Source organism: Pseudoalteromonas sp. S3785 (assembly GCF_005887365.1).
Classification (GTDB): domain Bacteria; phylum Pseudomonadota; class Gammaproteobacteria; order Enterobacterales; family Alteromonadaceae; genus Pseudoalteromonas.
Map to the genome: position 1 here is coordinate 1 of NZ_PNCT01000034.1, position 22,357 is coordinate 22,357.

Annotated in this window: 21 protein-coding genes; 9 read left to right on the top strand and 12 right to left on the bottom strand. The window is 41.0% G+C overall.

Annotation, left to right across the window (positions count from 1 at the left end; all coding sequences use genetic code 11):
• Positions 1-107: 107 nt before the first annotated feature.
• A complete protein-coding gene (locus CWC17_RS09735; protein ID WP_138612726.1) occupies positions 108-851 on the bottom strand; it encodes an alpha/beta fold hydrolase in 744 nt (247 codons plus the stop codon).
• A gap of 125 nt (positions 852-976) precedes the next feature.
• On the opposite strand from CWC17_RS09735, the gene CWC17_RS09740 reads away from it, so the two are divergent.
• Complete coding sequence (locus CWC17_RS09740) at positions 977-1,300, top strand: hypothetical protein (RefSeq protein ID WP_055014122.1); 324 nt, start codon at positions 977-979, stop codon at positions 1,298-1,300.
• Between the two features lie 75 nt (positions 1,301-1,375).
• Here CWC17_RS09740 and CWC17_RS09745 read toward each other — a convergent pair whose 3' ends face one another.
• The 3 genes from CWC17_RS09745 to aspS all read right to left on the bottom strand — a co-directional run bounded on the left by CWC17_RS09745 (position 1,376) and on the right by aspS (position 4,214).
• Positions 1,376-1,972 carry a pentapeptide repeat-containing protein gene (locus CWC17_RS09745; RefSeq protein WP_138612727.1) on the bottom strand — a complete coding sequence of 199 codons (597 nt, stop codon included), beginning with the start codon at positions 1,970-1,972 and terminating at the stop codon, positions 1,376-1,378.
• 29 nt (positions 1,973-2,001) lie between these two features.
• Complete coding sequence (locus CWC17_RS09750; RefSeq protein ID WP_055013881.1) at positions 2,002-2,232, bottom strand: hypothetical protein; 231 nt, start codon at positions 2,230-2,232, stop codon at positions 2,002-2,004.
• A gap of 203 nt (positions 2,233-2,435) precedes the next feature.
• Positions 2,436-4,214: an aspartate--tRNA ligase gene (gene aspS, locus CWC17_RS09755; RefSeq protein WP_138542655.1), complete on the bottom strand. Its 1,779-nt coding sequence runs from the start codon at positions 4,212-4,214 to the stop codon at positions 2,436-2,438.
• Between the two features lie 247 nt (positions 4,215-4,461).
• Between aspS and CWC17_RS09760 the strand changes: the two genes are divergently transcribed.
• Positions 4,462-5,310: a DUF72 domain-containing protein gene (locus tag CWC17_RS09760; RefSeq protein WP_138612728.1), complete on the top strand. Its 849-nt coding sequence runs from the start codon at positions 4,462-4,464 to the stop codon at positions 5,308-5,310.
• Between the two features lie 13 nt (positions 5,311-5,323).
• Positions 5,324-5,818: a M48 metallopeptidase family protein gene (locus tag CWC17_RS09765; protein ID WP_138542657.1), complete on the top strand. Its 495-nt coding sequence runs from the start codon at positions 5,324-5,326 to the stop codon at positions 5,816-5,818.
• Between the two features lie 214 nt (positions 5,819-6,032).
• On the opposite strand, the gene CWC17_RS09770 is transcribed toward CWC17_RS09765, so the two are convergent.
• On the bottom strand, positions 6,033-6,722 hold the full coding sequence (locus CWC17_RS09770) for a DUF3334 family protein (protein ID WP_055013885.1): 690 nt from the start codon (positions 6,720-6,722) through the stop codon (positions 6,033-6,035).
• A 116-nt stretch (positions 6,723-6,838) separates the two neighbouring features.
• Between CWC17_RS09770 and cmoA the strand changes: the two genes are divergently transcribed.
• From cmoA to CWC17_RS09795, 5 genes are all read left to right on the top strand, one after another.
• A complete protein-coding gene (gene cmoA, locus CWC17_RS09775) occupies positions 6,839-7,564 on the top strand; it encodes a carboxy-S-adenosyl-L-methionine synthase CmoA (protein ID WP_004588942.1) in 726 nt (241 codons plus the stop codon).
• 12 nt (positions 7,565-7,576) lie between these two features.
• On the top strand, positions 7,577-8,545 hold the full coding sequence (gene cmoB / locus CWC17_RS09780) for a tRNA 5-methoxyuridine(34)/uridine 5-oxyacetic acid(34) synthase CmoB (RefSeq protein WP_138542532.1): 969 nt from the start codon (positions 7,577-7,579) through the stop codon (positions 8,543-8,545).
• Positions 8,546-8,746: 201 nt separating this feature from the next.
• Positions 8,747-9,799 (top strand): phosphoribosylformylglycinamidine cyclo-ligase, encoded by a 1,053-nt coding sequence (purM, locus tag CWC17_RS09785; protein ID WP_138612729.1) that lies wholly within the window; start codon positions 8,747-8,749, stop codon positions 9,797-9,799.
• Positions 9,799-10,446, top strand: coding sequence for a phosphoribosylglycinamide formyltransferase (purN, locus tag CWC17_RS09790; protein ID WP_138612730.1), 648 nt, complete (start codon positions 9,799-9,801; stop codon positions 10,444-10,446). The genes purM and purN overlap by 1 nt, the downstream gene beginning before the upstream one ends.
• 16 nt (positions 10,447-10,462) lie before the next feature.
• Entirely contained in the window at positions 10,463-11,200 is a 738-nt protein-coding gene (locus CWC17_RS09795; protein ID WP_055017291.1) for a DUF3108 domain-containing protein, read from the top strand.
• A gap of 71 nt (positions 11,201-11,271) precedes the next feature.
• On the opposite strand, the gene CWC17_RS09800 is transcribed toward CWC17_RS09795, so the two are convergent.
• Positions 11,272-12,036: a class II glutamine amidotransferase gene (locus CWC17_RS09800; RefSeq protein WP_138542534.1), complete on the bottom strand. Its 765-nt coding sequence runs from the start codon at positions 12,034-12,036 to the stop codon at positions 11,272-11,274.
• A 297-nt stretch (positions 12,037-12,333) separates the two neighbouring features.
• Between CWC17_RS09800 and fadE the strand changes: the two genes are divergently transcribed.
• A complete protein-coding gene (fadE, locus tag CWC17_RS09805) occupies positions 12,334-14,790 on the top strand; it encodes an acyl-CoA dehydrogenase FadE (protein ID WP_055019251.1) in 2,457 nt (818 codons plus the stop codon).
• Between the two features lie 3 nt (positions 14,791-14,793).
• Here the strand turns inward: fadE and CWC17_RS09810 are convergent, their stop codons facing one another.
• The 6 genes from CWC17_RS09810 to CWC17_RS09835 all read right to left on the bottom strand — a co-directional run bounded on the left by CWC17_RS09810 (position 14,794) and on the right by CWC17_RS09835 (position 22,047).
• Positions 14,794-15,906 carry a DUF6136 family protein gene (locus CWC17_RS09810; protein WP_138612731.1) on the bottom strand — a complete coding sequence of 371 codons (1,113 nt, stop codon included), beginning with the start codon at positions 15,904-15,906 and terminating at the stop codon, positions 14,794-14,796.
• Positions 15,903-16,478 (bottom strand): ABC transporter ATP-binding protein, encoded by a 576-nt coding sequence (locus CWC17_RS09815; protein WP_138612732.1) that lies wholly within the window; start codon positions 16,476-16,478, stop codon positions 15,903-15,905. The genes CWC17_RS09810 and CWC17_RS09815 overlap by 4 nt, the downstream gene beginning before the upstream one ends.
• 201 nt (positions 16,479-16,679) lie before the next feature.
• A complete protein-coding gene (locus tag CWC17_RS09820) occupies positions 16,680-17,813 on the bottom strand; it encodes a PepSY-associated TM helix domain-containing protein (protein ID WP_138612733.1) in 1,134 nt (377 codons plus the stop codon).
• 17 nt (positions 17,814-17,830) lie between these two features.
• Positions 17,831-19,870 carry a TonB-dependent receptor plug domain-containing protein gene (locus CWC17_RS09825; RefSeq protein WP_249935914.1) on the bottom strand — a complete coding sequence of 680 codons (2,040 nt, stop codon included), beginning with the start codon at positions 19,868-19,870 and terminating at the stop codon, positions 17,831-17,833.
• A gap of 111 nt (positions 19,871-19,981) precedes the next feature.
• On the bottom strand, positions 19,982-21,337 hold the full coding sequence (locus tag CWC17_RS09830; protein WP_138612735.1) for a histidine kinase sensor domain-containing protein: 1,356 nt from the start codon (positions 21,335-21,337) through the stop codon (positions 19,982-19,984).
• A complete protein-coding gene (locus CWC17_RS09835) occupies positions 21,334-22,047 on the bottom strand; it encodes a response regulator transcription factor (RefSeq protein WP_055017259.1) in 714 nt (237 codons plus the stop codon). The genes CWC17_RS09830 and CWC17_RS09835 overlap by 4 nt, the downstream gene beginning before the upstream one ends.
• Positions 22,048-22,357 lie beyond the last annotated feature (310 nt).

The window sequence follows — 22,357 nt, forward strand, 5'->3', positions numbered from 1 at the left end:
GCCCACTAGGTTACAAACCTCGCGCCGTGATTAAATGGCCCCTAGATTGAACAAATTATAACCCTGAAGGGTCAACAGGCCCTAAAATAAAGCTATACAAATTTTTGTTAATTTAAAAACGCCCCTACTTCTTTACTCATTCTATCCACCAGCCACGCTGGCCCGCCGTCATACATATCGTTATGGCGCGATTTTTCAATCATTACTTGGCTAACCGGAAACTCTTTAAGCTCTGTTTCATTTAATAAAACATTCGCATCGGCTTCGTAATCACTACCACGTAGTGTAAGCACGCGTATGTTTTTATTACGTGGGGTTAGCATACGGCGGTGATCGAGGGTAATTATTTGGCTTACTTCATTTGGATAGATTGCAGCGTATAAAGCGGATATATCGCCGCCGTTCGAGTGCCCAAATAGCGTGAGCTGGGAAAAGTCATACTCAGGGTATTGCGCACTTAGCTGATTAACTAAAAACCTAAGTGTTACTACACCGCGGTGCCAGTTTTCCATGCGGGTGGTTAAATAAGGCTGTATGCGATTAAGCGCAGGGTCGGTTTTTAGCTCATGTGCAACTGCAATGCTTAAATAGCCTTGTGCATTAAATAGCTTACTCGCAAATGAGTAGTTATTGTGGCTAATGCCATAGCCTGCATTTACAAATGCTACGGGGCACTTTGCCTGCTCGTTGCATTGATTACTGTTATTTGGAAGCGTGATATTGATAGGTATGGTTCGATTGCGGCTTTGATCCACTATTACATCGTCATCAGCAACGCTTAATGGTGACATTAAACTCGCACTTAGGCTAAATGCGCTTAATGTTAGTAACTTTTTTATTATTTTATGCATGTTTTAAATCGTATAAATTATTGTTTTTAAATAAAAATAACTTTTACTATAAAGGTTAGCGCGCGCCATTGCTAATGTATGCGATAATACGGGTATTATTTTTAGTTAATTTAGAAAAGTACCCCATGAAATCATACAGCACTATTGAACAACGTATCGACATTTTGCAAAGTCGCATAGAAGCCTATAAAGAAGAAATCGCCGTCTTACAGGCCGAGCCAAAAAGTAACAACGAGCGTATTATTTTTAAATTTATTGAAACGGGCAGTACAGGTAAAACAAAAGACTTTGTTCGCGAGCTTGGCATTAAGTCGCCGCGCGATAGCTTATATTCATCAGGTGATGTAACTAAGTTGATTAAAGACGGCGCTGATGACATTACCCCTGCACTGCTTGAAATTGCCCGCACACTTGCAAGCGCACGTAACAAAAATGGCCCTAGCTGTTAATTAGTTAGCTACTGGTCACTAACTTATTTAGAAGCTCATAATTTGAGCTTCTATATAACCTCAATCATCGGATAATTAGTTACAGAGCTCTATATCAAGGCTTGTAAGCAAGTTAAGTGCTTCAAAGCGCTCAAACTTTGCCCCCGCTAATATATTATTGTTCAAATCAATATTAAACTCAGTTGCGCCAACAAAGTCACACTTAGTTAAATTGGTTTGAAAAAACTCACTATCGCGAAAATTACTCCCTGTAAATGTACTTTGCTTTAAATTGGCATGTCTAAAATCAACATTTTTTGCAAAGCAATGAATTAATTTTAGTGAATTTAACGTTAAGTCAAAAAAAGAGCTGTTACTAAGCTCACAGCTATTAAAGCTCACCGGCGCATTTATACTTAGCGCTCCCCAATCTGCATCGCCCCATTGCACGCTGTTTAACTTACAATGGCTAAAGCTTACACTTTCAAGGGAGCTATAGTCCCACTTGAGTGACGACAAATTACAATTTTTAAAACTGCACTCTATAAATCGACACGTTTTAAATTGCGCCTGTGAGAAATCACACTCAGTAAACGTACACGCTTCAAATTCTGTGTTTTCGATTGTATTTTTTGCTAGCTGTAAGGCACTAAATTGCTGATCGCAATAATAGTTATTATTTGAAATTGGCACTGTGACTACGTGTCCGTATTTAGGGTTGTTTAATGGGCATAAGGGCTGGTTTTTGGCAAATCTTGTTTAAGCGCTAATAAGGCGATAAAAATTAGGCCAAAAAGCGGAAATATCGCTAAGCATCCACCTACAAAGGCTAACACGCCCGGCATGGTGCTTTTACGTTTACCTATTTTGTAGCTAATAAGCGCAAAAATTGGAATGCAAAATAAAATAAAAAACGCTAAAAATTCACCAAATAATGTGAGATTAAACGACATAAGAACTCCCTCTCTATTGGATACTACCAATCTGCTTAAGTTACTAACCATTTATAGCGACAAATAAATAGAATCATAAAAGGCTAAATATTTAAATCGATTAGTATAATATTTAAACTACTTTAAATTTAACCATAAAAAAACCCCTAGGCATACTCCTAAGGGCTTTTAAATCTAGCGAGGCGCATCTACTGCGCGCGATATTACTCTTCGCTAGGTATTGCTTTTTCTACCACACTGATCGCAAGCTCAGTTAACGAGTCGCTATTCGCTTTACTAGGTGCATCGGTTAATAAGCACGATGCTTGAGTGGTTTTAGGGAACGCAATAACGTCACGAATGTTATCAGTACCACATAAAAGCATAACTAAACGGTCAAGGCCAAAGGCTAAACCAGCATGTGGTGGTGTGCCGTATTTAAGGGCATCAAGTAAAAAGCCAAACTTGTCTTGTTGCTCTTGTGCTTCAATACCTAAAATTCTAAATGCGGCCTCTTGCATATCTGCATTATGAATACGTACCGAACCACCACCTACTTCGTAGCCATTTAATACCATGTCGTAGGCATCTGAAATAGCCGCTGCTGGGTTTGCTTCAAGCTCTTCAGCGCTAATATCTTTAGGTGCAGTAAATGGATGATGCACAGCATGTAACGTGCCTTCGTCATCTTCTTCAAACATTGGGAAGTCAACAACCCAAAGTGGCGCCCAACTATCAAGGTTAGTGATTTCTAAATCAACACCAATCTTCAAGCGAAGCGCGCCCATAGCTTCGTTTACAACGTTGCGTTTATCGGCACCAAATAAAATAATATCGCCCGTTTGTGCGTTAGTACGCTCAAGTAACTGGGTAATTACCTCTTCGTTTAAAAACTTAGCCACTGGAGATTGAACGCCCTCAGCACCGGCATCACGGTCGTTTACTTTCATCCACGCCATGCCTTTAGCGCCGTAAATACCAATAAACTTAGTGTAATCGTCAAGTTGCTTACGCGAAAGTTTAGCGCCACCTGGTACTGTTAATACAGCAACGCGGCCTTTTTCGTCGTTAGCTGGGCCTGAAAATACGTTAAACTCAACATCTTTTACCAAATCAGCTACATCAACAAGCTTCATTGGGTTACGTAAATCTGGTTTATCAGAACCGTATAGGCTCATTGCCTCAGAGTAAGGCATAATTGGGAAATCGCCTAAATCAACGTTTAATAATGATTGCCACATTTCACGGATCATTTTTTCGGTCATAGCACGTACTTGATCAGAGCTCATGAACGAGGTTTCTAAATCTATTTGGGTAAATTCAGGTTGACGATCGGCACGTAAATCTTCATCACGAAAACATTTAACAATTTGGTAGTAACGGTCAAAACCCGACATCATCAACAATTGCTTAAACAACTGTGGTGACTGTGGTAATGCATAAAAGCTACCTTTATGAACACGACTCGGTACTAAGTAATCGCGTGCACCTTCTGGTGTTGCTTTGGTAAGTACAGGTGTTTCAATGTCTAAAAAGCCATTGTCATCTAAAAAGCGACGAACAAAGCTGCTTGCTTTAGCGCGTAGTTTAATACGGTCGCTCATTTCAAGGCGACGTAAATCTAAGTAGCGGTACTTTAAACGGCGCTCTTCTGAATTGGTTTGATTAAAATCAAGTGGAAGCGGCTCAGAGCGGTTAATAATAGTTAGCTCAGTACCTAAAATTTCTACTTCGCCTGTTGCCATGTCTTTATTAACTTGGCTTTCTGGGCGTGCACGAACAACCCCTTTTAACTGAACACAAAATTCTTGACGAAGTTTGTTAGCGGTATCCATTAACCCTTTAACCTCTGGATCGAATACAACTTGTACTAACCCTTCTCTATCGCGTAAATCGACAAAGATAAGTCCACCAAGGTCACGTCGTTTGTTGATCCAGCCACATAGTTCAACTTCTTGATCTACGTGAGTTTTATTTAGCTGTCCGCAATATATAGAGCGCATAGTTTTCCTGTCAGATAAAAGGCTTGAACGGTTAAATTTATTTGTTTTAAGGCGTGTGATTTAAAAAACAGGTCACCACAATACAAATAAAGCCGCTAGCAATCTAAAAATAATCGAATTAAGCCCTGCATTATACCCAAGTAGTATCAAGATGCTAGGGCGTGTTGAACTTCGGCGGTTGAATTTACAGCAAGCACGCTATGTATTTGGTACACTTACGCCACAAAGTCATTAAGCCACCCTTTTTATGTTATATATTGGATGCCCTCAGTGGTCGAGCAGCGCCTGGAAAGGCAACTTATTTACCCGCCAATGTAAAAATGCCGATATGCTAAACCAATATGCCCAGCATTTTAACTCAGTTGAAGGCAACACCAGCTTTTACGCAGATCCAGCACCAAGCACCGTTTTACGCTGGGCACAAAGCGTACCCGACAATTTTAAGTTCACGTTTAAATTTCATCGCCGTTTTAGCCACGAGCTTGCGCTTAGTAATGTTCAAACAGAACTTAATGACTGGCTTGCGTTATTTGCCCCAATACTCGAAAAAACAGGGCAAATAATGCTGCAATTACCTAAAGCGTTTGGTCCAAACGATTTACCTAAATTAACGCAATTTATTAGCTTGCTCCCCAAAGAGCTAAATTACGGCGTAGAAGTACGCCATACTGATTTTTTTAAAAAAGGTGAGGCCGAAATTGCCCTTAATCAGCTATTAATGGCAAATAATATAAACCGTATTTCTATGGATACCCGTGCGCTTTTTGCAGTAAAGCCCACCACCGAGGCGCTAATAGATGCGCAACAAAAAAAGCCCCACTTACCTGTACATGCAATAGCGACTGGCTCGCAGCCCATGGCCCGCTTTGTCATAGCCGATTTACAAAACGACTATAAATCTTTTTACAAACCGTGGCTTGGTAAAGTAAAACAATGGCTTGATGAGGGTAAAAGCCCGTATGTGTTTTTTCATACTGCCGACAACCAAGAGTCTCCGTTACTTGCTAGGCAGTTTTGTAAAGACCTAGGGTATAATCACCCGGTATTAAACCCATTCAGTGGCGAAAAAGAAGCCCATCAGCCTACGCTTTTTTAAATAGAGAATAAAAATGAGTGAATACGCACGTTACTTTACCGGCTACCCAGCTAACATTATTGAGCAAGTATTAAGCCTTATAAATAACAACAAGGTGTGTGACTACTTACTTAAAAAATACCCACACGCACACACCATCACCACCGATAAACTGCTTTACAGCTACGCTACAGATTTAAAAAAACAGTATTTAAAAAACGCCCCACCGTTTGGCCGTGCTGCATTTAAAAAACAAGGCGATATGGTCACCAACGCACTCGGTACTCACACCTACCGCATGCAAGGTAAAACCCGAAAGCACGATTTAGCGATTAACAGTGATTTGCTGCGTGCACCCGAGCCTTTATTAAAAGCATTAGTGGTGCACGAGCTCGCCCACTTTAAAGAAAAAGATCACAACAAAAGCTTTTATAAACTGTGCTGCCACATGGAGCCGCAGTATCATCAGTTGGAGTTAGATTTACGGATTTTTTGTGTGGTAGTAGCGATGGGAGAGAATCCTTATTGATCAGCGGTCAGCGGTCAGCGGTCAGCGGTCAGCGGTCAGCGGTCAGCGGTCAGCGAAATTATAAATACAACCTAATTCGTAATCAAAATGCTCAATAATAAAAAACGCGATTTAAAATCGCGTTCTCTATCGTAACTTTTATACTGACCGCTAAAAGTTTAAAACTGACAGCTCAAAAGCGTGTTGGGTTTCGCTTCGCTCAACCCAACCTACATTACAGCCCTAGTTCAGCCATAAAGTCGTCATCGGCATCATCTTGCTCTGCTTCTTTTGACTTAGCTTTCTCTTTTTGAGCCTTTTGTTTAGCTTCATTTTCAATAATATCATCTGGGTCTATGGCTTCTACAATGTCGAAGTCGTGTAGTTTAATAAACTCCGTTTTATCCATTGCCAGCTCTAGGTAAAAGATATTTTGGTTGCGCGTAGTAAAGGTTACGCGGCGTGCTTGAGGGCGATCCATTGTAGTATCTACCGATATTTGCACTTGCTTGTTGATTGCCATCATTTTTGGCTGGTTTTGTGTAATAGAAGTATGTAATTGCTCACGCACTTTAGAGGTAAAGTCGCCTACAATTTGGTTCATCAGCTCGCCCATTACATTTGAAACGTCATCGGATAAATGACTGTGGGCAATTTCTTCTTCAGGCATGCCCATATTGCGCATGTAATCGCCGTAAATTTCCATTGCCGCTTGCGCAGTAAAGTTGGTTACAACAAGGCCTGTAAAGCCACCATCAAATAATACAAAACAACCAATGTCTGGTCGCATACAGGTGCGTGTTATTTTTTGCACCATGGCGGAGTAGCTAATTTCGTTGCCACTGGCTGATGACAGGACCCCAGTCACTGAATGACATAGGGTTGCTAATATATCGTCTGTGCTAATTACCTTACTTTTGCTCATTTAACGTTCTCTTTTATACTTATTATTCATAATTCTAGCCAAGCTACTGAATTTATCACTGACTATCCAGCATAAAATGTTAAAATAGTGCCATTATTTTTAAAGAGACTGCCTTAGTGAGTATAAAAGACAGTATTTACGCCTCTGAGCAACAAGTAAAAGATTTTAGCTTTGACCAAAATGTGGTTGAGGTTTTTCCGGATATGATCCAGCGCTCTGTGCCTGGGTACGCCACCATTGTAAGCACTATGGGTAAATTGGCCGGTGAATATGCGCAAAGTAATTCAAACCTTTACGATTTAGGCTGCTCGCTTGGTGCGGTTACCCTAAGTATGCGCCGTAACATTCGTACCGATAACTGCCACATTATTGCTGTAGATAACTCCCAAGCTATGGTTGAGCGCTGTAAGGTACATTTACAAGGCTTTAAGTCTGACGTGCCTGTTACTGTAACTTTAGGCGATATTAACGAGCTTGAAATTCAAAATGCCTCGGTAGTGGCCATGAATTTTACCTTGCAATTTATTCCGCCTTTACAGCGCCAGGCCGTGCTTGAAAAAATTTACGCTAACTTAAAACCCGGTGGCGTACTACTCCTTAGCGAAAAAATTAAAGCCGAAAACGAACAGTGCGATAATTTATTAATTGATTTGCACCACGACTTTAAACGCCACAATGGCTACTCAGAGCTTGAAATAAGCCAAAAACGTACAGCCATTGAAAACGTGATGCGCCCCGATACACTAAGCACGCACTTTAATCGTTTAAGCGACATTGGTTTTAGCCAAACGCAGGTGTGGTATCAATGTTTTAATTTTTGCTCAATGGTAGCAATTAAATAAAAAGAGTAATGTATGTCTCAATGGTTTAACCAATTTTACGCAGCAATTGCACAAAGCCCGCTTAGCCACTGGCTAGAAACCCTGCCCGGTCAATTAAAACATTGGCAAAACGAGGCAAGCCATGGCGATTTACCAAAATGGCAAAAAGTACTTAAAAATTTGCCTGAAGTAAAAACAACCCACGTTGATATTGCTACTAAAGTAGAAATTGGCGCACCGGGGGAAATGAGCGAAGGCGAGCAAAAACAAGCTACGCATTTATTAAAACGCATGATGCCATGGCGAAAAGGTCCCTTTACTGTACACGGTATTGAAATAAATACAGAGTGGCGCAGCGATTGGAAATGGGACCGTCTGCTTCCTCACATTGAGCCATTAAAAGGCCGTACAGTGTTAGATATAGGCTGTGGCTCTGGCTATCACTTATGGCGCATGCGCGGAGAGGGGGCAAATTTTGTTGTGGGTATTGACCCGTCTGATTTATTTTTGTGTCAGTTTCAGGCCATTAAACATTACAACCCAGATGAAAACGTGCATTTATTACCGCTAGGTGTAGAAGCCCTCCCCGAGCTTAAAGCCTTTGATACGGTGTTTTCGATGGGGGTGCTTTATCATCGTCGCTCGCCAATTGATTTTTTAGCGCAGTTAAAAGCGCAGCTTCGCCCAGGTGGCGAGTTAGTGCTTGAAACCTTAGTGATTGAAGGCGACGAAAACACCGTATTGGTACCTACTGACCGCTACGCAAAAATGCGCAATGTGTGGTTTATTCCAAGTACTGCTGCACTCAAACTGTGGATGGAGCGCGTTGGCTTTAAAGATGTGCAAATAAAAGATTGCGCAATTACCACGCTTGATGAGCAACGCAAGACCGACTGGATGGAAAACGAATCGTTAGTTGATTTTTTAGACCCAAACGATACCAGTAAAACCATTGAAGGTTACCCTGCTCCACTTAGAGCTATTTTAACTGCAAAAGCATAGCTATTAATTTAACGCCTTTAATTACTAAAAAAACGCCTACGGGCGTTTTTTTGTTTATTTAAACAACAGGCAGCGGACAAGTGTCCTTGTTAATTATTTCAAAACTATATTTGAGCTAGCCGCGCAGTTGCAATTGTTGTAAAATACGCGCGTTTCTAAGCTATCGAAAAGCAACCCCAAGCAATTATTTGAGGAAAACCTGTGAGCGAACAAAAACAGTCATTAAGCTATAAAGACGCGGGCGTAGATATCGACGCTGGTAATGCACTTGTTGAGCGTATTAAAGGCGTAGTTAAAAAAACGCGTCGTCCAGAAGTAATGGGCGGAATTGGTGGTTTTGGCGCTCTTTGCGAAATTCCAGAAGGTTACAAACAGCCAGTACTAGTAGCAGGTACTGACGGTGTAGGTACTAAACTACGTTTAGCTATCGACTTAAAAAAACACGACACTGTAGGTATTGATTTAGTTGCAATGTGTGTAAACGATTTAATAGTACAAGGCGCTGAACCCCTGTTTTTTCTAGATTACTATGCAACAGGTAAACTAGATGTAGACACAGCGGCCGATGTAGTAACCGGTATTGGTAAAGGCTGTGAGATTTCTGGCTGTGCCCTGATTGGCGGCGAAACAGCAGAGATGCCGGGTATGTACGATGGTGAAGACTACGACATGGCAGGCTTTTGTACCGGTGTGGTAGAAAAATCTAAAATTATTGATGGCACAAAGGTAGCTGCCGGCGATCAACTTATTGCGCTTGCCTCTAGCGGTCCTCACTCAAATGGCTTTTCTTTAATTCGTAAAGTGCTTGAAGTATCAAACGCCGATACCAACCAAACTATTGACGGTAAAACTTTAGGCGAGCATTTATTGGAGCCAACCCGTATTTACGTTAAACCGTTACTGGAGTTATTTAAGCAGGTAGACGTACATGCCCTATCGCATATTACTGGTGGCGGCTTTTGGGAAAATATTCCTCGCGTGTTACCCGATTCTGCAAAAGCAGTGGTTAAAGGTGATAGCTGGCAGTGGCCAACCGTTTTTAACTGGTTGCAAGAAAACGGCAATATTACTACGCACGAAATGTACCGCACATTTAACTGTGGTGTAGGCATGGTATTAGTAGTACCAGCCGATGCGCTTGAGCAAAGTTTAAGTATTTTAAAAGAGCTTGGCGAAAACGCTTGGCACCTTGGTGAAATTCACGATGCCGTAGCTGGTGAAGAGCAAGTTGAAATTGTAGGTGGTGCTAAGTAATGGCACCCATTCGCTTAGTGGTATTAATATCGGGTAGTGGTTCTAATTTACAAGCCATTATTGATGCCTGCGAGCGCGGCGAAATAAACGGGCACATAGCAGCTGTTATCAGCAACAAAGCAGACGCTTACGGCCTCGAGCGTGCAAAACAAGCAGGCATTGCTACAAAAGTGCTCAGTCATAAAGATTTTGACTCGCGCGAGGCCTATGATGCGCAATTAATGAATGTAATTGACTCTTTTATGCCAAATCTAGTTGTATTAGCTGGGTTTATGCGTATTCTTACTCCTGGCTTAGTGCAAAAATATGTTGGAAAAATGTTGAACATTCATCCATCTTTGTTGCCTAAGTATCAGGGGCTGAATACCCACCAAAGAGCAATTGATGCAAAAGACGATGTTCATGGCGTAAGTGTTCACTTTGTTACTGAAGAATTAGACGGCGGTCCGGTTATTCTTCAAGCGCAAATACCTGTACTCAAGGATGATACAGCAGAGACATTAGCTAAACGCGTGCACGAACAAGAGCATATAATCTATCCTTTGGTGGTCAAATGGTTCAGTGAACACAGACTTACGATGGAAGCAGATTATGCAGTTCTTGACGAAAAACAACTTCCTGCACACGGCGCGCACTACCCACAATAAAAAAATAAGTGCCCTGCTGTTATGTGTGGGCGCTTTACTTCCTACTAGCCTAATTGCAGGCGAACTAACAGAATATCAAGCCAGCTACGATATTTTACGTAAAGGTAAAAATCATGGCGAGGCTGTACGCGAACTTAAAAAAGTTGGTGAGCAAACATATCAACTTACTTATCACAGCAATATTGAGTGGATGATTTTCTCTGACAAGCGAGAAGAAACCTCTGTATTTACTTTTTTAGATAACAAAGTCACGCCACATCATTACAATATGGTACGTACCGGCACCGGCCCAGATAAAGATTATAAAATAGACTTCGATACACAAAATAAAGTGGTCACCAGCAGCACCAGCGAATACCCGCTAAAATGCGAATGGACTGACGAATTTCAAGATGCTATTTCGTACCAAGTACAAGTACGCGAAGGTTTAAAAAAAGGCGAAACATATTTTTCGTTTCCGCTTATTGATAAAAAAGGCAATCGCCGCGACTACAACTTTGAAGTGGTTGGCAAAGAAATGATTTCGCTGCCAATTGGCAACGTAGAAGCTATAAAAGTAAAACGTTTATACGATAACGATAAACGCCAAGCCCTTGCTTGGTTTGCGCCAGAAATGGACTACATGCTAGTACGTATGTGGAAAGGCGAAAAAGGCATGGAGCAGTTTGAAGTACAAATGAATTCATTTACGGTTACCCAACCTGTTTCTACTCCAGCCACTGGTAGCAGTGAAGTTAGGTCAGAAGCGCCGTAAACACGGTGATAGCAAACACAAAAAACGCGATTTTATATCGCGTTTTTTGTGTTTAATTAGAGGCTGTTTAACTAAATTAGTTCGCCCATTTTAAATAACGCAAACTCCCCTGGCTCCATTTTTTGCCAACGTTCATCATTAGTAAGCGGCCTTGTTGCAATAACAGTTACCACATCGTTTGGGGTTGTCTCTTTTTGAAAGTCTACCACCATATCAGCATCAATTAATGTCGCTTTACCAAATGGCGCACGGCGCGTTATGTAATGTAAGTTATTTGTGCAGTAAGCTAAAACAAATACACCATCGGTCAACAGCATATTAAATACACCCTTTTCACGTAGCGTATTTGAAAGCTTTGCCGCGTATCTAAAAACAGAGGCCATATTAGAGGGGCGTTTTGGGTACTTTTCGCGAATTTTGTCAAGCAACCAACAAAATGCCAGCTCGCTGTCGGTGTTACCCACTGGGCGATAATACTCTGGCTTTAAATCATGATAGTTAGATAACTGGCCATTATGTGCATAGGTGATCTCCCTCCCCCAAAGCTCACGGGTAAACGGATGGGTATTTTCAAGGCACACTCGGCCACGGTTTCCTTGGCGAATATGGCTAATTACCGACACACTTTTAATGGGGTAGGCTTTTACCAGTTTGGCAATTTCTGATTGATAACTTGGTTCAGGATCTTTAAAGGTTCTACACCCTTTGCCCTCGTAAAATGTAATACCCCAACCATCTTTATGCGGGCCAGTATTACCACCACGCTCTAATAGGCCTGAAAAACTAAAACAAATATCCGTAGGTACGTTGGCTGACATGCCAAGTAATTCACACATTAATAAACTAACCCTTAAAAAATACGTATAAATAGCGCTTTAATTTACTGTGCACTACAACAAACATACTTACTTAAAAAAACTTTTTTGGCTAGCTGATTTACTGATTTTTAGCGCTTAAATAAGCGTTGTGATTGAATTAAACACAGTAGTGGTGCATGCTCGTCCCTCATAAAGGGAATTGTGATAAGCAAAATAGCAAGTTTGTCGTTAATTTAACACTGTAATGTACTTGAAACTTACGCTCACTAGCGCTACTCTAACTGAGGTGGTCTGACCTCTATTAAGGAATAAGCAATGACACTCATATTTACACTCGGCTTAATCGCACTGCTCAGCATCGCGGTTTACCACAGAGCGAGTTGGAACACAGCACTTGGTGTTTCTGCCGCAACTTTATTAATTGGTACCTTTGCGGGTGCTTTTGGTTTAATTAGCTGGTTGATCTTTTTGATCATCGCGGTACCTCTTTCTGTTACTGGCATTCGTCAGCAATATATAATCAAGCCGATTTTTACTACCTTTAAAAAAGTAACGCCAAGCATGTCTGATACTGAAAAGTCAGCAATCGATGCAGGTACTACGTGGTGGGAAGCTGATTTATTTTGTGGTAACCCAGATTGGAAAAAGCTGCACCAATATCCAGTACCTAAACTCACTATTGAAGAGCAAGCCTTTATTGATGGCCCTGTCGAAGTAGTTTGTAGCATGCTAGATGATTGGGAAGCAACACACGAGCTTACCGATTTACCGCAAGATGTATGGCAATATCTAAAAGATAATAAATTCTTTGCCATGATCATCAAAAAAGAATACGGCGGTTTAGAGTTTTCTGCATTTGCACAATCATGTGTTCTGCAAAAGCTAACCAGTAAGTCTACCCTGCTTTCTTCAATTGTAGGTGTACCAAACTCGTTAGGCCCGGGTGAATTACTACAGCACTACGGTACTGAGGATCAAAAAAATCATTATTTGCCGCGCTTAGCCCAAGGCCAAGAAATTCCATGTTTTGCATTAACCTCGCCAGAAGCAGGCTCTGACGCAAGCTCAATTCCTGATTACGGTGTTGTGTGTAAAGGGCAATGGAACGGCGAAGAAGTGGTAGGTATTAGCCTTACCTGGAACAAGCGTTACATTACCCTTGCCCCTGTGGCCACTGTACTTGGTCTTGCCTTTAAACTGCAAGATCCAGATGGTTTACTAAGCGACAACAAAGAGCCAGGCATTACCTGTGCACTTATCCCAACTAACACACCAGGTGTTGAGATTGGTCGTCGCCACTTCCCGCTTAACGTACCATTTCAAAATGGCCCGACCCGCGGTAAAGACATATTTGTTCCTCTTGATTACATTATTGGTGGCCCAGAAATGGCTGGCCAGGGCTGGCGCATGCTGGTTGAATGTTTATCGGTAGGTCGTGCAATTACGTTGCCGTCAAACTCTGCCGGTGGCATTAAAACAATCGCAACAGCAACAGGTGCTTATAGCCGTATTCGTCGTCAGTTCCGTTTACCTATTGGTAAAATGGAAGGTGTTGAAGAGTCTTTGGCTAAACTTGCAGGTTATGCTTACAGCTCAGATGCAGCAGTTAGCATGTCGACTGGTGCGGTAGATTTAGGTGAAAAGCCATCTGTTGTATCAGCTATTATTAAATACCACCTTACTGAGCAAATGCGCGAGTCGACCATTCATGCAATGGATGTACTTGGCGGTAAAGGGATTATGCTTGGGCCAAATAACTATTTAGGTCGTGGCTATCAAGGTGCCCCTATTGCTATTACAGTAGAAGGTGCCAACATCTTGACCCGTAATATGATTATTTATGGTCAAGGTGCAATTCGTTGTCATCCATTTGTACTTACAGAGCTTGGTGCCTGTGAAATTGAAGACCGCGAAGAAGCGCTTAACGTATTTGATAAAGCGCTAATGGGCCACATTGGCTTTACTATGTCGAACCTTGTACGTACTAAGTGGCTTGCCCTTACCGGTGCACGTTTTACCAGCGTACCTTACAAAGACGACACAGCAGAGTTTTACCGTATAGCATCACGCTTTAGTGCATCACTTGCCCTAATGTCTGACATTAGCATGGCAGTATTTGGTGGCTCGCTTAAACGTAAAGAACGTATTTCGGCACGTTTAGGTGACTTACTAAGCTACTTATACTTAGTGTCTGCAACGCTTAAACGTTACAACGACGAAGGCCGTAAGCAAGAAGATTTAGCCCTAGTAAAATGGAGCTGTCAGGATCATCTTTACCATTGCCAACGTGCTCTAGCTGATTTGATTAATAACATGCCGTCTGCTCCATTACGTGGCGTATTAAAAGTATTGTTATTCCCGTTTGGTCGCCCGGTTCGTAAACCTACCGACAAGCTTGAACATAAACTAGCACAGATTCTACAAGTACCAAGCGAAACGCGTAACCGTTTAGCAAGTTATGTTTACTTAAAAGATGAGCCACTAAATCTAGTTGGCCGTCAAGAGCAAACACTTAAAGATGTACTCGCTGTAGAGCCGTTATTTGAAAGAGTATGTAAAGAAAAAGGCGTTAAACTGCCATTCTTCCAACTTGATAAAGTAGCGCAAATGGGCCTTGAAGCTGGCATATTAAGCCAAGCAGAAGCTGATAAATTAGCTGCTGTAGAAAAAGCCCGTTTAGATGTAATTAACGTAGATGACTTTGACCCCGCTGATTTATTAGCAGGCAAAGCCGCACGTAAAAGTGAAGACAGCAAAGCAGATGCCGCTTAACCTTTAGGTTAACGCCGTCAACAGTCCGCCTGTTGTGATCATCCAAACCAGCGCGTAATGCGCTGGTTTTTTTTGTGCGATAACTTGTTGCAATAAGCACCAAATAATACCTATTAACACCAATACGCTATTTGTCAGATTGAATAAGATCATATACCCAATAAGTGCGGGCAATAACACAACTAAACTTGGGATAAATTGGCTAGCATAAAAGGCTGTTTGCTTGTTCTGCATTTTAAAAAACACACTGTATTGTTGATGTATATGACTACAATCAAAGTGCAATGAGCTACTAAACAACACCAAATAGGCAAGTGAAACAATACTGAAAATAGTAACTAAATCAGCTCGCTGTTGTAGCAACACCTGCGATACAACAAAGACGCACAGCAATAGAGCCCCTCGCCAAACTAAAGTCCAACTGTTTTGCATAAAAAACATAAGCCAAAAGCCGGTAAGTGAGCTTAGCTCTAATTTAGCCGTAAAATTAAAAGGTGCCATTAAGCTACTTAAGGCAAATAACAACACAAACCCACACTGATAAACCAGTGGACTTACATCAAACGGCACCATTAACCACATTGCGGATAACAAAAATCCATAAACAAGTGCTATTGGTTTGTATAAACATAAAATGCCGAGCGTAAATTGTAATAGTAAAAACACCAAAAAATGCGGCACTTGAAGCCACTGGTTTATGCTTAGATCTATTGCGATAACAAGGCTTGCAATCAACCAGCCATTACTTAACAGCAAAAACTTTATATCTATTAAGACTAGCCAATATCGCTTTACCAACATCTGTTGAAACGCTCGCTGGGGGGAGTTCTTTATTGCAGACTTCATAGCGCTTAACATGACACTTTGTAGCAACAAATACAGCCAAGCCATTTGCGCACCATATTGAGGTGCATCACTACTATCAATAATTTTTCCAAGCCCTAAAAGTAGTAGTAATACTAAACCTAATACTGATGAGCCTAACACCACTAAAAATAACAACCCAAAGCTTTTCAGTTGTAAAAATAATTGCGTAAGCTCGGCCTTGTATGCCCCAAAACGATAATCCATAAAAAAGCGGTATTGGCCAACTGAGTGTTTTAAATTTGCAATCATAAAGGCATACACTCAAAGCCATGTTTTACAAAAGCAGCTGGCTCGTGACAGGTAATAATTATTTGACCTTGTGGCTTATGTACTAAATATTCATCAAGTAAAGTTAATAAATACGCAATACTCGCTTGATCAAGCGCTGCACTGGGTTCATCTAACAGTAAGTAGGGTGCATCGCGCATAAGCGCTAAAATTAACTGACATTTTTTTTGATTACCTGATGATAGAGCGTTAAAACGTGTATTTAGAAATCCATCAAGTATAGCTGTTGGCCAACGACAGCCAAATGTATTTGAGGATAAGTTAATTATTTGCTTTGCTGTTAAGAAGTCAGGTAAAGCAATACAATCTGAGGCTATAGCAACTTGCTTATGTGGTTCGGTTAATGCGCTTCCAGAAAACAAAAGCTTACCACTTTGGTAAGTTTCAAGCCCCGCTAACATCATTAATAGCGTTGTTTTCCCTTGGCCATTAGGTGCTTCGATGCATAATTTAGGTGCTAAAAATTCTCTATTATAATTTTCATACAAAATAGTATGACCAAACTGCTTATGTAATCCTTTAACTTGTATCATTGTTTACTCTATTTTTCAGACCCTTGTAGCAACATATCAAAAAGCACTATTCATTGTGATGTAACACTGTACTTCTACACTCCATGAGCGATATGTTGGGTCAAGTTGCCGTGTTTTGCAATCCGCACCAATGAAAAAGCCGCCTTAATAAAATTAAAGCGGCTTAGTTGACTAAAAATTTATCTGCTTATATTTGCTCTGCTAAGTTTTAACTTTACGTCTAGGCACTAAACGCTGCCAGGCTAAAACAATACCAGTGTAAACCAGTAAACAGCAAAAAAGAGAAGCAATACCAGCAATTGTTTGCCCAATGACACCAAAATATTCACCTGTATGTAAAAACCGCGCGGTGCCCCATGCTTGATCGCCAGGCGACCAATCTGATTTTCTTAAGGTTCTTATCTGATCTCCGGTTTGGGTATCTAAGTACAATGAATATGCTAGCTCCTGTCGATGACCAATACTGGTATCGATATAAAACCTAGCTTCATGCTTTTTACTGCCTAGCTCTATCCAGATTGAATACCAATCAGCTGCACCATTATTATGTGCATGCGCTTTAGCCTGTTGCAGTAACACTTCATAAGGCTGAGTATCGGCCGATAAATCTGTTACTGGCGGATGCCTCTCTCTTACTGGTACATCTTGAGAAAATGCGCCATATAACGCTTTATTGGCCCAATCAAAGTGAAACAATGTTGCTGTTAACGACAAAACCAACAAGATAGGCAAACACCAAAAGCCAAACACAAAATGCCATTGCCGATCTCGTTGTTGAGTATGTTTATATTTTCTTGCTAATAATAAACGGCCTTTCAGTGCCGATCGATTAAATCGTTTCGGGATCCAAAGGTAGGCTCCAGATAGCAATAAAAAGATAAACAATAGATTGGCATAACCGTTGATATTTTTTCCTACAACTTGTGCTGGTCCGTGCAACAATAAATACCGATGCAGGTCAGTAACAACATGGAAAAAGTCTGCTGCAACCCCTTCACCCTCACGTAACACAGAACCAGAGTATGGATGTAATAAATAGCTATGTTTACCTGCCCACGCTGGAATAGCCGCCCCTTCCCTATTTACCCAACGAATGTAAATATGCGGCTCATCTGGGTGCATTTTTTGCAAAATAGCCACTACCTCATCGGTTGATAAAGTGTCTTGTTGGTCAACCTTATCCACCGTAAAGCGCATTTCACTGAGCTCAACGATTTGTCGTTCATAAGTTAAAATAGCCCCTGTAAAAGCCATTGTAAAAATAAATAAGCCCGCAAAAACACCAATAACTAAGTGGGTCCAAAAGACCCACTTTTTAAAAAATTTTAAGAACATAATATTAAAACTATATCTTAAAATTGATATGAGACAGATAAGCGAATATCACGTCCAGCTTCATAAGGCCCGACAACGGTAGGGAAAACTTCACTATAGTCACCTACGCTTGAATGATCGATATAAAGCGAGTCAAATAAATTCGTAATTGCCACATTAAATAACAGTTCATTAGTAACATGCCACTGAGAATAAATATCAACGGTGGTGTGACTTGGCTTATTTGATGTATAAATTGAATCAGTCCAACCTAAATCAACCGCTTGATGTAATGTATCTATATCCAGCGAGTCAACTTTAGTTACACTTAAACCAACCTTTGCATCGGTATTAATCGTATAATCAACGCCAGCGACCCAAGTATTGCCTCGGCTATTACCTAAGCCAGCAAATTCGTAACCATTAATATCAATTGCATCATAGTTTACAGAGTATATGCCATCACGTGGTTCAAGTTCAGTATCAGTAGCAGAAAAGCCCAAGAAGAAATCAAATGCCTGTACTCGATAAGCTAGGTCAAACTCAACCCCTTTGGTATTAAGCGTACCAATATTATTGTATACCGAGTTACCTTCATACCCTTCAAAAATTACATCATCTAAGGCTGAATTATAAATACTGGCTTTAGCTGATAAGTTTTCACTTGAGTAAGAGATTGAAGCTTCAATATTTGTTACCGTCTCAGGAACCAGGCTTTCAGATACAACCGGCGCATCCGAGCCATCATATAAATACCCGTCAAGGGTGAAACCATCACCTATTTGTTTTCCTCTTGCAGCTTCTGCATAGCCTAAGCCGAACGTCCACGCTTCATTTATATCGTAGGCTAAGCCCACATTGAAGCTCACTTCACTGTCATCTAAACTTGATGCACTTTCTGTGATAGGCGTGCCATAGTATTCATCTAATAAAATGTGTTGTTGGAATTTGTAGCTGTCGTAGCGTACCCCGTAGCTTAGTAATAACTGAGGTGTAATATCGCTATAACCTTGAGCATATACACCTAAAACACTGCCTTGCTCAGCATTCTCTTTTGCTCCAGAGGCAGGGCCACTGCTGACTTCATCATCACGATAATCAACACCATAGATCAATTTATGTTCATCAATAATGCTGGTATTTCTAATATCAAAGCCATAGGTATCAATATCGGCAAGCCATGCAAAACGTCCACCTTCAAAAGATGATTCTGTTTTATATGCACTCAGTTCTAAATGTAATAACTGGCTATATGAGAAGGTATAATTTGCAACATAAGTATCGCGTTGGGCTTCACTTGGGTATAACGCTCCGCCTTCTTGTACAGCCCAGTTAGGGCGAGCCGAAAACTCACCCTCTTCATCACGCTGCTCTACACTAAGCGACAGGTAGTGGTTATTAGCAAGCTCTCCGCTGGCTTTAATAAATAACATATCTTGATCTGCTGCAGTGCCATAAATGGAATCTCCATCGCCATCTTCCATGTTATTGCGCTCAACAGTGCTAAAGTAGCCTAAAACACCCCAGGTATCACTTAGCTTGCCATAGGCACTACCACTAAAACGAGTACCATCGTTTGAAAAGTAACTGGCTTTAACACGTCCGCCAAACTGTTCGTCTTCTTGTAATAAATCCTGTGCGTTTTTTGTTTTAAATCGAATTGAGCCACCTATTGCACCTGGACCGCTGGTTGCTTCGCCAGCACCGGCCTGCACATCAATCTGTTGTAATAAGTCAGGGTCAATTGTTACACGGCCAATATGGTGAAATAGTGTTGACGTTTGCTGGGCGTCATCCACTGTAATGTTTAGCAAGGAATCTTCAACACCACGAATGTATATTTTTTGTGCTACCCCAACTGAGCCGCCCACGCTTACAGAAGGAGAGTAGCGGAAGATATCTGCTAAGTCATTAGCTTGATATTGCTCAATTTCTTCGGCCGAAACAGTGAGGTTAGTGGCAGAGCCCACAACCGTAATTTGTTCAACAGACGTTTTTGTTGTTTCGTTTTGTTGTTCAGCAACTGCAGATAAGCTAAATACACCAGCAATAGCGCTGGCTAGGGCTAACTTTTTCAAGGTAAGTATCCTTTTTTGTAAATAAAAAGAATTATCATTACCTTTCATGGCTGTGTATAGCAATTTTACATTTGTTACATTTTACACATAGAAAAATGCGCCTCTGCCAGCCTATTTTTTGGGTACCCATAGTGTCATGCTCAAGCCCCCTGTTGCGTTGTTATTTGCCACCACCTCTGCTGCAATCGCATGTAATTGACGTTGAGCTAAAGCTAGCCCTAAACCAAAGCTATCGCTGTTACACGAACGAGAAGAGTCAACACGAAAGAAGGGTCTAAAAATAGTATTTAAATAGTGCTCAGGAACCCCAGGACCTTGATCGGTAATAGTAATCCGGTATTTATTGCCACTATCGTGACAACTAATATCAACTTGTTTATTTTTTGGGGTATAGCGCAGTGCATTTCTTAATATATTTTCAATGGCTTGGCCAAGCGCCCTATGATTACTATTTTCAATAAGCGCTTGACTGGGTAACTGGGCTATTATTCGCTTATCGGGGTATTCAAAACGCGCATCTTCAATTAATATTTCAAGCAAGTCTACAATATCAAGCGACTCTACTCGTAACTGAGGCGATTCGTTGTCGAGCCAAGATAAAGTTAAGGTATCTTCAACCAGCTTACGAATATGTAACGACTCTTTATGAATGCGCTCTAATTTCGCTTGATTTGCGTGAGAAAATTCGTGCTGTTTGGCTAATAAGTTGTCTGTAGCAATATCTAGGCGTGTCAGTGGTGTACGCAGTTCGTGGGATAAATCGGTTAACAGCACTCTTTGGTGCATAATTTGCTCGCTGATCCGCTCAGCCATTAAATCAAAAGTAGCTGCCAACTGGGTTAATTCATCTTTGCGAGAGCCAAACTGTTTTCTTACCCTCACACTATAGTCTCCCGAACTAAATGCGCGAGTGGCACTGTCCATTTCCCTAATGGGGTGCATAATATGGCGATATAACACAATGGATAAACACACTAAAATCAACATAGGTAAAAAAACCTGTAATGATAGGCGTGTAGCATTCCACAATGAACCAGGGCGCATACGCTCAGGCAGCTGCACTACTAAACTTGCTTCGTTATGAGTAAATGGTAATTGCATCACTGGGGCATGATCAAAATACAGGTGAATTTTCCAATCAATACTACGACCCAAGTTATAACCGGTATATTCATAACGATGGTTTCGATTGCCAGCCAACTCAACTACATCTGCTCGGGCAATCACAGCCCAAATATTCTCTTGTTGTTGTAAGTTACTAACCCACTGTTCAAGCGCTTCAATATCGCCTTGGTGTAAAATATCTTCTGCTTGCTTTTGCCATTTAAGTAATTGCGCACGACTTGAGTCTGAGAGCATGCTCATATCGTTTTCAAAGTGAGTGACCGCAACATTGATTAAATAAAACATGGCCACCACACCGCTGCCAATAATTAAACATAGCTTCCAAAATAAACGGCGGGTCATTTAATGCAATACCCCTTGCCGTGTACCGTTTGCAAACGCGTTCCGTCCCAGCCCGCATTATTAAGCTTTTTTCGTATTCGGCTCATATGCATATCTAGGCTACGATCATATTGACTAAAACGTTTATTCAATACCACTTGATATAAAAAAGGCTTTAGCAATATCTGCCCCTGATTTTTAATCAAAATATGTAATAAACCAAATTCAATAGGCGTAAAGGAAACTACTGCGCCATGTAAGCTCACCTGTTGATGTAAACTATCAACTTCGAGCCCTTCAATATTGGTAACATAAGGTGCTTTACCGTCTTGTTTAAAAGCGCGCCTTAAGACAGAGTCGACTCGCAAAAGCAGCTCTTGGCTGTTAAATGGTTTGGCAAGATAATCATCAGCCCCTGCAGATAACCCCTTAATTCGCTCTTCTTCCGCATGTTTTGCCGAGACAATAATTACCGGGGTGTTATTACAACTGCGCAAGATATTTAACATCGTTAAACCATCTTTTCCCGGTAACATCACATCTAATAAGATCAGGTTAAAGCTTTGAGTTACCGCAAGGTGCAACGCATCATCACCGTCAAAACACGACGTTACAGCATAACCTTGAGCAGTTAGTAACTCACTCATTTGCTCGTTGAGCAAGTTATCATCTTCAACGACTAAAATTTTAAATTCCAGGGTTGTGTGCTGAAAAGCGAAAGAGTTTGGCATATCAAACCAAGTTAGTTATCGAATGCAAAGAAACTAAAACAAATAGAAATACAAATCAATATCAAATACGTTAAATTAACTATTGTTCGTTATCTAATAAATTTAATGATTGTATAAAAAACAAGCGCGATGAATGGCTTAAACACTAACGTTTTAACGCTAAAAAAACTTGAACAGGTAATTTCTAGTGATGATTATTTAAATAAGGATTTTATAAGCTTGCTATTGAGGAAATAACAAGTGGCGGAGTGGACGGGACTCGAACCCGCGACCCCCGGCGTGACAGGCCGGTATTCTAACCAACTGAACT